Here is an 11,701-nt window from a genome sequence, read left to right as displayed (position 1 = left end):
ATAGAGGACATTTATGGTTTTTCGGTCTCCCATGATATGGTTTCTGATATAACGGATAGTGTATTTCCGGAATTGGAAGAATGGCAGACAAGACCATTGCATGATTGTTATGCATTTGTGTTTGTAGACTGTATGTATACCACGATTCGAAATCAATATGAAACCGAGAAATATGCGGTCTATACCATACTTGGATACACGATGGAGGGGCGTAAAGAAATCTTGGGCCTTTGGTTAAATGAAACGGAAAGTAAGCATAAGTGGATGCAGATTTTCGATGAAATGAAGGCCAGAGGTGTAGAAGATATCTTCTTTATATCCATGGACGGTGTGAGTGGACTCGAAGAAGGTGCAAGAGCTATTTTTCCAAATGTCATTGTGCAGCGATGCATGATGGTTCATTTAATACGCAATTCCATTAAGTATGTGCCAAGTAAGGACTATAAAACATTCACCAAAGCCCTAAAAAAGGTGTATGGTGCGCCAAGCCTTAAGGCTTGTTTGAGTGCGTTTGAATCATTTAAACAACAGTGGGCGGCTTACCCGGGTGCCATCGACGTCTGGGCAAGAAACTTTCAGCATGTCGAACAACTATTTGACTATGGCAGTGCAATCCGTAAAGTCATGTATACAACAAACGCGGTAGAAAGTATTCATTCCAGCTTTAGAAAAGTCACCAAAAAAGGAGCATTCCCCGATGAGAATGCCCTTATGAAAATTTTATATCTGCGGATTCAGGAATTGGAATCCAAGTGGGAAGGCGGCCATATACAGAACTGGGCAATGGTCATGAACCAGTTTCTCGTTCACGATCATTTAAAAGATAGGGTTTTAAAATATCTGGAGTAGGTTGGGACTTACACACTTAATTTGACAAACCCTATTTTTATTTGAACTTATATAAAACTGCTAAGTTGTTTTTTTGATCAGCTATTTACTGAACTCATTAACTGGAAGAAGTATTCTGGTTTATGAGTCTTGTTTAGGTTATACCATGAATGTAATGTATCTGGTGCAAATACATCTATTTTTTTCAGTACCTCCATCGCAAATTCTAGAGGAGCTATTCCTGATGCAGTAACTAAATTCACATCAGATACCGCAGATTCCAACTCATAGAACCTCTCTCCTTTATAGTTAGGACATACCATTTTAGTATATTCTAAGTTATTGCTTGTGTGTTTTCTAGCATCCAAGTATCCCATATTCGCAAGGGCATCAGTTGCACCACAAATTGCAGCAACAATAGTGCCTAGCTTTAAAGCCTGCCCAACTCTTTCCAAGATAGGTTGATGAATATCTTCACTCCAAGTAGTTCCACCCGGTAAAATTAAAAGATCTTTACTATCAAGAACACATTCATCAAGGGAAATATCTGGTTTTATACTCAGTCCACCCATAGTAGTAATCATTTCTTTATTAGCTCCTACTGTAATTACTTTTAAAGGTGCTAAATCCTTTTTGAAATATCTTCCTGAGTTTAGTTCAGCAATTAAATATCCATATTCCCAGTCTGACATTGTATTAAATACATATAGAAAAACTTTTTTTGTTTGCATCCAATAACACTCCAATCACATTTGATATAACCAACTATAGCATCACTTCCCTGACACCTAACGTCAGTTAAGTTATCAAATTTGATGGAATTCTATTAATTCCGACAGAACCTCAATAAGTCTTTTCTTAAGACTTATTGGTTCAATAACCTGAATAGATTTATTGTACGGTAAAAGCAAATAAGGTACATACGTATGTATCACATCTTTTTCAAGAAGAAAAACTGCCTGATTTGAAGTCCGCTCTTGTAAATAATGTCCTAAAAACCAATGTTGGCAAATATCGGCCAATACATTTTTATCCCCACTAAGAACCACAGAAATAATCCCTTCCTTATCTTCTATAGTTGGAAGAAGATTATTTATAAAAAAGTCACGTGCTGAAAAGTTTTCTGGCCGGCTAAACTTATTTTCGGTTAGCATTAGGCTTTCAATACGATCTACTCTAAAACTACGGATATCATTCCTAAGCTGGCAAAATCCAATCACATACCACTTATTATTCCAATAAATAATCCTGTACGGATCGACCAATCTATAGTTTAATTGCTTTTCACCATTTTTATGATAATTAATTTTGATTGAGCAACCGTTAGTTACTGCCTGCTCCAGCTCCTTTAATAAAGGTTCCATAGCGAGGGTACTGAATTGACTTATTACTTCAAGGCTAGATAAGTGTTGATTTATCTTTATTTCCTGCTCTTGATTTGAAAAATTTCTTAGCTTTGAAATAGCTCTATTTAGTGCTTTACCTCCATAATATCCCGCCTTTTCAGCAAAAATAGCAGCGTGAAATAATGAGGTTTGCTCCTCAGAATCAAAAAAAAGAGGGGCTTCAATAAAATTGTTCAATAAAGTGTATCCACCATTATGTCCTGCATCCGAAATGATAGGTACACCACTTATTGAAAGCGTATCAATATAACGATAAACAGTCCTTATATTCATCTCTAACCTTTCTGAAATTTGTTTCGCAGTAATTTTTTCACCAGAACTGAGCATCCATAGAATCGCTAGTAAATTATCTGTTTTAGCCATTGAAATCCGCCTCTATTTGAAATTAATTATCTACTATATATTTTAGTTATAAGTGGATTTTTTGTAGTTAACATTTTAATTTAACCCATTTCCTTGAATTAGACTATTAGGTCTTGTTAAGTATATTTCTCCGTAGTGTGTTGGCAATATTTAGTGAAGTATAATCAACTGCATTGTCACAATTCAGCTAATCAATGCAATAGTATCAAACTTTTTTATAAATGATCCATCTTTATTATAAATTCCAAAATTTATTTTAAAACTACACTTTTTCTCTAAATTATTTGTCTGCTACTTGTATGTTACGTGTATGCTACGTGTGAATTTTCCCCTGTTTTTAAAGCACCGCATATACAGTAAAATCCCCCAACCACACGTGGTTGAGGGATTTGCAAGTGTTGATTTATTAACGTTTTGAGAAATAAACTTATAAAATCCCTGTACACTCAATCCATCGAAACCCCTTTATATCAATATTTTTAGAATGATAACCTGGATATAAAAAGATGGAATTTGACTAAAATGGATTTTATTTGCACCAATTTGCACCATTTCGATAGATGTTAGTTGGATACAATCATTTTATCAGGGACTTCCGGGGCGAATAAACCAATTTTATAACTAGCCCTGTTTACTTCAGCATTTAATCTTGAAATAATGTTCCGTATCAAAAAATTTAATGGGGTGATAAAAATTTGATTCAGGTTGAGAGGGGGGGATGCTACTTACACTATATATATTGGGCTAAACTACATTATTGATTGATTCGCTAACTGCCTCTGACAGCATTTCACTCAACCAATTTTCAACCCCATGATATGCACTCGCATATTGTTCCTCTGTTAAAGTTAAATCATGTGTATCAATATACATATCTAGATATTCCTTAATAAGACTTTTCAATATGGATCTTCCTTCCACTTAGTTTTTATGTTAAAAAAATACCCGGGTACTTAGTTAAGTACCCGGTGGTGTTGCATACCCTTCACGGGCAACAAAACAATCATTAAAGCTACTCCTTAACGGAGTTGCTTTAAATTATAACACAACTTATTGGTTAGTATGTACTATTGGTCAACTTCATGTTCCAATTCTATTATGGCAATCTTAATTGCTTGAACTAATTTTTACGTTTTTATAATCCCTAAATGGATTAAGTTTTAATAATTGTTGGTTTAAAATAGTTTGAACATTGTATGGCTGTATCTTCCGCAATCGCACCTGTTAATTGAAAACCGTTTATCCTGTACTTATATACTATACTATCCTTTGTTTAATAGTTACTATGCCATGCAGCTATTGTCCTTGCATTTTCTTTTTCGCTTAATTTCACTGCTTCTTCAACCTTGTTTGTTAAATCGTGATCTTTGATATTAAGCCTGCACATAATTTCTTTCATATTTCTATATGTAGCAAGACCCTTAATATATTGATCCATATTTGGATACTTTCTACTGTAAAAGGTGCTTAGGCTTTCAGTCTTCATTCCTAGGTCTACCGATAACTTCCAAACTCCTTTTTTATTTTTAGCCGTAGCAAAGCAGGCAAGCCATTCCCGCATGTAATGGTCTTCAAAATAATTCTTTATTTCTTTTTCCAATGTGTTTAGCCGTTCGCGTTCTTTCTTTAAACTTTCTTTTTCTTCTTCTTCTTTTTTCGCACATTCGGGACAATTTATGGTTCGCGTACTTCTGGTTCTGTTCCAATCATCCATTTCACTTACTTCAGTAAAGGTCCCTTTACCGCACCAGCATGGGTAAACTCTTGTGTTCATTTCTTCCCATCCCATTTTTAAACCCCACCTTTTTCATATATAATACCAGTGCAGCCCACCGACAGATTCATTTTATAAATCCATCCCCTGTTTGTTTCCAACAATATGGCCTTTAAGGATGCAAGGTCATTCAATAATCGCGCCCTTCTGGAATAAGGGTTATCGACCTACCATAATGGCTCATCTTTATCGCTCAATTTTATACGGAAAATAATAAACGGAACGAATATCAAACTTAAATAACCTAATGTAAACAGCCTTTGGGTTTTAGGGGAGATGTATTGTCTATGCCCACAATTGGGGCAGTCTTTTCCATTCTTTGAAAATCCGAGTGACAAAACTTCTTTGACTTTCCATTTATAATTACAGTTAGTGCAACGTGGCATAAAATTCCCTCCTGTTTTTCTTTAACCAATATTTCATAAAAGCGCCCAATTGCTTAAACCCGATGAATAACTAACTGTTAATCAGCATTGTCTGTTATTTTTAACCAAATGGTATGCGGTAAATGGAAGGGTAACGAGCAATAATGAACTGCACACAAGAATCGGTATATTACTCAAATAAATTCCCGATGATGTCATTAAACCTGATACGCAAATAGTTAGCCACATAGTTAACAACAGCTTTTGCTTTATATTCATAATACACCTCCATATCAACTAGACACAATCCATTAAAAGGCTTGATTCTTCAAGATTGAGCGCTAATCCTTCTTCAAGAAAAGCGCCCGATTGATGAAGAAAATGGTTATAACTATCCCTGAAATATGTAGGGTGACGGGGACTCCAACAAGCCTTCTACTCCACCGGGGTGATAAGGTATTAGCTTATTCGCTGTTTGGAAATCCACCCATTTTATTTCTGATATTTCACTTTTATCTTGTATTGAAGGCTTTTCATCAACTATATCTGCTTTAAATGTTATAAATAATGCTTGATGATCCTTTTCTTTAAAAAAAGCTTCATTAACTGAAACAATTCCCCCGACTTTTACCGTCAAACCTGTTTCCTCTGCAACCTCACGGATAGCTGCCTGCTTTAGTGTTTCACCTTTTTCAACTGCTCCACCAGGTAGAGACCAAGTACCGCCTTGATTATTAACCACAAGAATTTTATTTTCTTTACAGATTAATGCGTACGCAACATCTACTCTTATCATATTCCTACCCTCCCTGAACATTTAAAAACGATAAAGACATGCAAACATTTATGCAACAATCTGGCCCTTTTATGCATGATCTTTATTAAGGAATCGCGCCCAATTGCTTAATAAACATTTGTGGTAGTGACCTTTTCCAATAACTCATCAAGGGTACCAAAACATTTTTCAACCTCTGTTAGATGATAAAAGGTACTTATTGTTTCAAAGTTATTTACTTCTTCATTTGGTGAGTAAAGAAAAATCCTCTTTTCCAGCCCCAATGCGATACCCAATTCAATATGAGTACCTTTTCCACCAGGTAATATAACTACAATAAAATCAGCTTCCAATACTCCATCTTTTTCTATCCGTCCTATATTCCCAACTCTTCCAACGTGGGGCTTTGCCCTTCTTTCCCTTTCACATTTTGTGTCCAATCATAAGTTTGGATATAACCTTTACTCTGTAAGTGACCCGCAACATATCGAACGGATTCTAGGTTTCTAAAACTTGATGCCACATAGAATTTCTCCATTTGGAAGATCCCCCCTTTTAATATTAAATTGCCACTACCTGAATAATTGCAAACATTTTATTTAATTGAATACGGATTGTATTTTACTAGCAACTTCTTTCGGTTTAATGTCATAATATGAAAATTTTTCTATATCTACCCATAACGGAAAGTATGTACCTCTATTTCTGTTTTCATCAGTGTATTCTTCGCCTTGCCCAGTACCAAAGGTTCCTTCTATAATTTCGGCTAAAAAAAAGTATTGTGTTCCGTGGAACTCAATCTTTGCAAAAGTTTCTTTAATGTTGACTGTTACACCTAATTCTTCAAAGGCTTCCCTTTTTGCCCCTGCTGCAGGATATTCGCCTTCTTCTATGCCTCCACCAGGAAAAACATAGTAAACAGAACCATTCCTAGTTCTTTTAATCGGTCCAACCTTGTTATTTTCTACAAGTCAAGCACAACCGAACTCCGATCCCTCACAACCATATCTCCTAGTTAGCCTTGTAGTTCAATAATTTCATTCAACAAATTGACCTGTTTGTTGAATTGTCATAACCCATCTTGTCAATGCAATTGTATCAAACTTTATTTCAAAGCCACAACCGAATGACATTTTCATCCTCCCGTATTTATGGAGCATCGTACCTCTTCAACTGTCGAATATTTCCTTATATAACCTTTTAGTCTTAATCATTCCATATCTAGATTTAAATAGGCATAATTGGCGACAGATAACAGCGTGCCATCAAAAACTTTATTGATGGAAGTTACTGGATCTATGTTACAATGAAACTTGCAAAATTAACTAATGATAACCCATCTTATCAATATATAGAAACATTCAAAAAAGAGACATTTTTCATGTGGGAAAGACTTCCATGAGCAAATTGCCGAATTAAAAGCGCAACAAGCAACTCATTCAGAACAACAAAAAGAATCATTGGGTGTGTTCTCAAGAATAAAATGAAGTCTATTACGGATAGAATTGGTAGATTGCAGTGTGAAAAGCTGAAAAGAGAAAAACAAACTTTCTTGGCTCGTTTGTTCGCTGAAAACAATACAATCCTGTCTAAAAATCCATATTTAAAAATGTTAGCCATGACATTAAAAGGGGGATTAATATATGCCAATAATAAAAAATGTTTCACACAGGGATCCTAGGCCAATAGAAGTACAGGTTGAAGAGAACGGATCTACGAAAGAATTAATAGCTTTTCAGGATAATAATGGGTTCATTCTCACCAAAAAGGAAGCAGTTTCTATGTTTGAACAGTTAAAAAAGACATTAGAGCAATCCATGGAATTTTATAACCTTGCTGGCATTAGTGAATTAATCGAAAAAACCAATAAAGAAACAAGCATCGAAATATATACTTCAAATTCTTTTAATGTTGACTTTAAAAAGAATGAAAACGGTAAATACATAATTCCTACTGGTGATTTAAGGTTGAAGACCTTTAATCCTAATAAGAGACATTGGAGTTTTAAATGCAACTGGTGTGGGCGAAAGGTTTCAAGCGATAATGATGAAAATTATTACACTGTAAATTTTCCACTTATTCAAGGGGTGGAGCATGGGGTCAACGAAAGAGCTTGTTCAAAAGATTGCGCTCATCTTATCTGGAAAGATGTATTCAAAAATTGGATATACACCAATGGGTATCAAGACTTTTTTGATTTAGTCTAATAGATAACATGTTTCGGCTTAAATCTATTGGGAATAAACCATATTTGATTAGAGATCTAATGTTGTTAACAAAAACAACTGTATGGGCTTTATTTTTCATTTGAGACATATGCCCGTTTTGTACGCTCTTTTAAATTAGTAACCCCCATCAGTAAGTAATTACTAATGGGGGGAGTTGGCTCTTAATGAGAAGAGCAATGTATTATTATTATTCAATAACTTTAAAAGTATGTATGAAAAAGGGGTCCCTATAACAGGTACCCCTTTAGAAATAAAAATCACATATCGTGTGAGTTGGTCCGCAACGTGGCAGGACAATGTATTATTAAGAATTAATAACTCCTTATAAGTATATTTTATCATGTATTATGATTCAATACCGTTATAATCACTATTTTTCGATTCATCACCTTTCATTGCGTATACAGGGATCCGGTCGGGAAAATGGGATTAGCGTGTAAATCCGCACTTTCCTGACGGGATCCCAATAGGCTCGTTTGTCTTATCAGTTTCCCGATTTCTTTTTAATCCTTAGACATTCGTTCTCGTTCATGGCAGATGCAAAAACATTATTTGCCCTTTTTTCCATGTGGGAAGAAGAGAATTATGGCGAGTGGGTATCCTTTACAGAATATCAGATAGTTAAAAATCTAAATATGGTTAATGGTGGAAGGTAATACAAAATCGTACGCAACTCCCTTGTTAAAGAATATACTCGGTAAAATGAAAAACTATTAAATCATTAAGAGGTACAGCAACTTTCATTTTCTGACTTCTAATCCAATCAAACCACAACCTACATGAAGGTACAGTGTTTTGAAAAATATGGTGGTCAAGATAACTCAATTTGAACCTACGTGAAGGTACAGTATTGTTTGAAGATTTGTTCCTATAACGGTGGGGTTTATTACTACATGCTCAGTCCATGGGCCCCTTGCACTTACAAGTCTATCTTCTCTTTCGTTTATATCGGATCCTTTTTTAACAGCCTACGAAGATATTATGTTGGGCATTTATGAGGTGACAGTTATGACTTGCATAAATACATTTACTGTTACATATTGATTTACATTTCATATTACATATCCACTTACTTTCATGTTCCGATTACTATTTTCCATTAACAGATTCCATTTTGAAATAGTTTAGCTCATCAATGGTCCTACCACTAGGGTCCGTAGAGGCCACCACACTTAAATCCCACATCCTACATTTCCGATTGGCTGTACTGATTTAGTTTGAGAGCTCGATAGTATTTGTAATAGCCTTCTTTCTGATAAAATCGTTGCAAAACTCCATCAAATATAATTTCACCTGGGATCCCTACCCATGCATGCCCGCAGTGATTATTAACAGTTGCAGGTTTATAAAGCCAATGTACTAGCCTTATCCCCTTTAAATCTCTCTTATCAGCTACATACCTAAACGCCTTCTCATAGCAGTTTTTGGGGCTAATACTTCTGGATTTCCCGTTCTGTATTTTTCCATTCCTTCAACTTCATAGGATCGTAAGTTACTGCGATCCTGCTTTGCTATTTCCTTTGCTTCGGCAAAGGATAGTTCACGTACTCTCATTGTCTCGCTCCTTTTGTTAGTTAATGTTTTACAAAAAGAGTATATCATCGTCTTGGGGTATTAATTGTTAATTTCTTATCATTCAAAAATATTATCACTAAAGGGAATTCAGGATACGATTCTAGGTGTGGTTTTGGGGGTCGTTCCATTGCAATCCCTAGTTCCACCCCTGTTGTTTTCCAGAGCCTACCAAGGCATAAGAGGTTTTTATTATCTATTTTTAGTAGATTAAAGATAGATTACCCAACAGCAGCAGATAGATTTTATCAATTTGTGATAGGAAATTCATTTATAAGCGATAAAATTATCATGATCTTTCCCACATCCCCTCGAAAAGAGTTATTATAAGGATTAGGAGGGGTTATATGGAAAAAGTTTGCACTATTTGCAATAAATCAATGGATGTATCTTACTTCAAGAGCAGCGGGAAAGGGAAAAAAAGGAGTTATTGCCTTGATTGCCACAAAGAAAAAACAGAACTACGCCATTTTGATCCAAATCTAAAGAAAAAGAAGAGGGCGACTGCGTTGGATCCGCATTCAGACATTAGAGTTCGTGTTAGGGTAAATGGAAAGATTTATGATTCCACTGTTCCTTATGAAAAAGCTCAGACGCTAGTAGACCACGGGATGGCTGAAATTTTTCACTCCACTTTGGTACACAAAAAGTACGAATACCATGAGTTTCGACGGCTAGTTTTTGAGCGTGACCATTATAAGTGCCGATATTGCAACGGATATGCAGATACGATTGACCATGTTATTCCCAAATCAAAGGGGGGAATCAGTAGTTTTAGTAATTGCGTAGCATGCTGCAAAAACTGTAATCAAACAAAAGGTACCATGGACTTGGAGTTATATCTTTTTATGTACGAACCTTATACTTGGGGAAAGACGAAAGAAGAATATGCGGTAGACAAAATAAAGGAAATCGATATCGCTCTTGACCACATTGAAGATTACCTATCAATACACTCCGCAGTACTAAAAGAAGAAGGTAAGAAACACAGAAGAAAACAAATCAAGATACTGAAGCATAAACTAAAAGTAAAGCTAGCAAAAAGGCGTACAGTGTTTTACGATAAAACATTGTACAAGCTATACAAACTAATTAGATAACAGATAAATTAGGACAAAGGCGGGTTTGTCCTATACCAGGATAGTTTACATATAAATAAAAATAATGTAATTCCCTCATTCATTACCCCTCAATTCCCATCCACCGCATCGCTTACCGCATCCGGAAGAGTGCTTTGAAACCAAAACTCCATCCTATGAATATTCCAGTAAAGCAACTAAAGGTCTTTTCTAATCTAATTTATTGTGTATCATTCGTATAACTAAATCACATTGATTTAGCAAGGAACCTAAAATTAAATCACTAACGATTTCATGTGAAGCAATAAACGTCTCGTCATCATTTATACCTAAGAAAAATTTAAGCTCTCTAGATCAACATCATACATCACATCAATTGCTGATTCCATAAAAACTGGCTTCACAATAGGTATTTCTTTCTCGGGGTACCCACCTTCCCTTGTATATTTAGAAAATTCCCCAATTATTTCGTCGATATCAAAAATATTACCGAACCGCTTATTCAATTCGTCAATGTATTCTCTTAGCTTCATCTCAATAAACTTCAAAGTAAGTTTAAGTTGTTCTATTTCACCCATTCTACTCTACTCTCCTACTGTTTAGTTTGAAAACTTTGTACATTTATCTTCGAGATCAATTTATTCCAAAGAACATGTGAATTATGTTAAATTCCAATTTAGCTAAGCACAAATCCCTTTGGGGACTATATAGGAATATAAGTTCCAAATCAACTGTAAATTAATTCCAACAAATTTATGGAATATGCTAACTTTGTCGAACTGTTATCAATAGTTAGGACAGTATTCAGTGGTACTATAGAACTAGATTACACAAATAACGTTAAAGGCAAATCGGCTGAAAGGTCGGGACGCAAAGTCACAGGTCTACGGCATGTGCTATGACGGCTGGACTGCAGAATAGGAGTGGTCATGCAGGAGTTAGATACTGAATGGGTGGAGCTCATTATTACTGCGAAACAATCAGGATTGAGTAAAGAGGACGTAAGAGAGTTTTTAAAAGAGAAGATAAACAGTGAAGCATGGCCCTCACAAACGTGAGGGCTTTTCGTCTAACTTTTACTAAAGATATGTAATGTTGCACGTATCCTAATGAATTAATAGTAGGGAATGTAAACTGAACTGTGTAAGTGAGAGTGCGTACGGCTCTTACTTCGCAGTTCAGTTTTTTATTGTTAGAATAAAAATAATTCACATGGGAGGTTATCTAATGGCGGAAATAAAGCGAGATGAAAAATCTGTCAAGCTGGCGAACCAAATACTAGAAGATTACCAACCAGAGAACGTTGAAGAT

The 11,701-nt window shown here is 35.4% G+C and carries 15 protein-coding genes and 1 riboswitch; of the genes, 4 read left to right on the top strand and 11 right to left on the bottom strand.

Going from position 1 to position 11,701, the window contains the following annotated elements; translation table 11 throughout:
* On the top strand, positions 1-849 hold an 849-nt coding region (locus tag ACFSMW_RS10615), incomplete at its 5' end, for an IS256 family transposase (protein WP_390355498.1).
* A 77-nt stretch (positions 850-926) separates the two neighbouring features.
* Here the strand turns inward: ACFSMW_RS10615 and ACFSMW_RS10610 are convergent.
* From ACFSMW_RS10610 to ACFSMW_RS10570, 9 genes are all read right to left on the bottom strand, one after another.
* The gene (locus ACFSMW_RS10610; RefSeq protein WP_390355497.1) at positions 927-1,559 is read right to left on the bottom strand and encodes a type 1 glutamine amidotransferase family protein; all 633 of its coding nucleotides are present in this window, start codon (positions 1,557-1,559) and stop codon (positions 927-929) included.
* Positions 1,560-1,634: 75 nt separating this feature from the next.
* Positions 1,635-2,597: a helix-turn-helix transcriptional regulator gene (locus ACFSMW_RS10605; protein ID WP_390355495.1), complete on the bottom strand. Its 963-nt coding sequence runs from the start codon at positions 2,595-2,597 to the stop codon at positions 1,635-1,637.
* A 744-nt stretch (positions 2,598-3,341) separates the two neighbouring features.
* Complete coding sequence (locus ACFSMW_RS10600; protein ID WP_390355494.1) at positions 3,342-3,500, bottom strand: hypothetical protein; 159 nt, start codon at positions 3,498-3,500, stop codon at positions 3,342-3,344.
* 370 nt (positions 3,501-3,870) lie between these two features.
* Entirely contained in the window at positions 3,871-4,386 is a 516-nt protein-coding gene (locus tag ACFSMW_RS10595; protein WP_390355492.1) for a hypothetical protein, read from the bottom strand.
* 152 nt (positions 4,387-4,538) lie between these two features.
* Positions 4,539-4,757 carry a TIGR04104 family putative zinc finger protein gene (locus ACFSMW_RS10590; protein ID WP_390355490.1) on the bottom strand — a complete coding sequence of 73 codons (219 nt, stop codon included), beginning with the start codon at positions 4,755-4,757 and terminating at the stop codon, positions 4,539-4,541.
* Between the two features lie 370 nt (positions 4,758-5,127).
* On the bottom strand, positions 5,128-5,532 hold the full coding sequence (locus ACFSMW_RS10585) for an NUDIX hydrolase (RefSeq protein ID WP_390355488.1): 405 nt from the start codon (positions 5,530-5,532) through the stop codon (positions 5,128-5,130).
* A 107-nt stretch (positions 5,533-5,639) separates the two neighbouring features.
* On the bottom strand, positions 5,640-5,864 hold the full coding sequence (locus ACFSMW_RS10580; RefSeq protein ID WP_390355487.1) for a hypothetical protein: 225 nt from the start codon (positions 5,862-5,864) through the stop codon (positions 5,640-5,642).
* A gap of 23 nt (positions 5,865-5,887) precedes the next feature.
* Positions 5,888-6,049 carry a hypothetical protein gene (locus tag ACFSMW_RS10575; RefSeq protein ID WP_390355485.1) on the bottom strand — a complete coding sequence of 54 codons (162 nt, stop codon included), beginning with the start codon at positions 6,047-6,049 and terminating at the stop codon, positions 5,888-5,890.
* A 61-nt stretch (positions 6,050-6,110) separates the two neighbouring features.
* Positions 6,111-6,404 carry an NUDIX hydrolase gene (locus ACFSMW_RS10570; protein WP_390355500.1) on the bottom strand — a complete coding sequence of 98 codons (294 nt, stop codon included), beginning with the start codon at positions 6,402-6,404 and terminating at the stop codon, positions 6,111-6,113.
* A gap of 750 nt (positions 6,405-7,154) precedes the next feature.
* Here ACFSMW_RS10570 and ACFSMW_RS10565 point away from each other — a divergent pair.
* A complete protein-coding gene (locus ACFSMW_RS10565; RefSeq protein WP_390355483.1) occupies positions 7,155-7,718 on the top strand; it encodes a hypothetical protein in 564 nt (187 codons plus the stop codon).
* Positions 7,719-9,131: 1,413 nt separating this feature from the next.
* Here the strand turns inward: ACFSMW_RS10565 and ACFSMW_RS10560 are convergent.
* Positions 9,132-9,293, bottom strand: a complete 162-nt coding sequence (locus tag ACFSMW_RS10560; RefSeq protein WP_390355481.1) for a hypothetical protein — start codon at positions 9,291-9,293, stop codon at positions 9,132-9,134.
* Between the two features lie 365 nt (positions 9,294-9,658).
* Here ACFSMW_RS10560 and ACFSMW_RS10555 point away from each other — a divergent pair, with 365 nt between their 5' ends.
* The gene (locus tag ACFSMW_RS10555) at positions 9,659-10,411 is read left to right on the top strand and encodes an HNH endonuclease (RefSeq protein ID WP_390355479.1); all 753 of its coding nucleotides are present in this window, start codon (positions 9,659-9,661) and stop codon (positions 10,409-10,411) included.
* Between the two features lie 308 nt (positions 10,412-10,719).
* On the opposite strand, the gene ACFSMW_RS10550 is transcribed toward ACFSMW_RS10555, so the two are convergent.
* Entirely contained in the window at positions 10,720-10,968 is a 249-nt protein-coding gene (locus ACFSMW_RS10550) for a hypothetical protein (RefSeq protein ID WP_390355477.1), read from the bottom strand.
* Positions 10,969-11,225: 257 nt separating this feature from the next.
* Positions 11,226-11,308, top strand: a riboswitch (cyclic di-GMP riboswitch).
* A gap of 11 nt (positions 11,309-11,319) precedes the next feature.
* On the opposite strand from ACFSMW_RS10550, the gene ACFSMW_RS10545 reads away from it, so the two are divergent.
* A complete protein-coding gene (locus ACFSMW_RS10545) occupies positions 11,320-11,448 on the top strand; it encodes an anti-repressor SinI family protein (protein ID WP_390355475.1) in 129 nt (42 codons plus the stop codon).
* Positions 11,449-11,701 lie beyond the last annotated feature (253 nt).

The organism is Tigheibacillus halophilus, from assembly GCF_042683165.1.
In the GTDB taxonomy this organism is placed as follows: Bacteria; Bacillota; Bacilli; order Bacillales; family Amphibacillaceae; genus Tigheibacillus; species Tigheibacillus halophilus.
The sequence above is the reverse complement of the archived record's forward strand: the minus strand, read 5'-3'. Positions and strand labels throughout refer to the sequence as shown.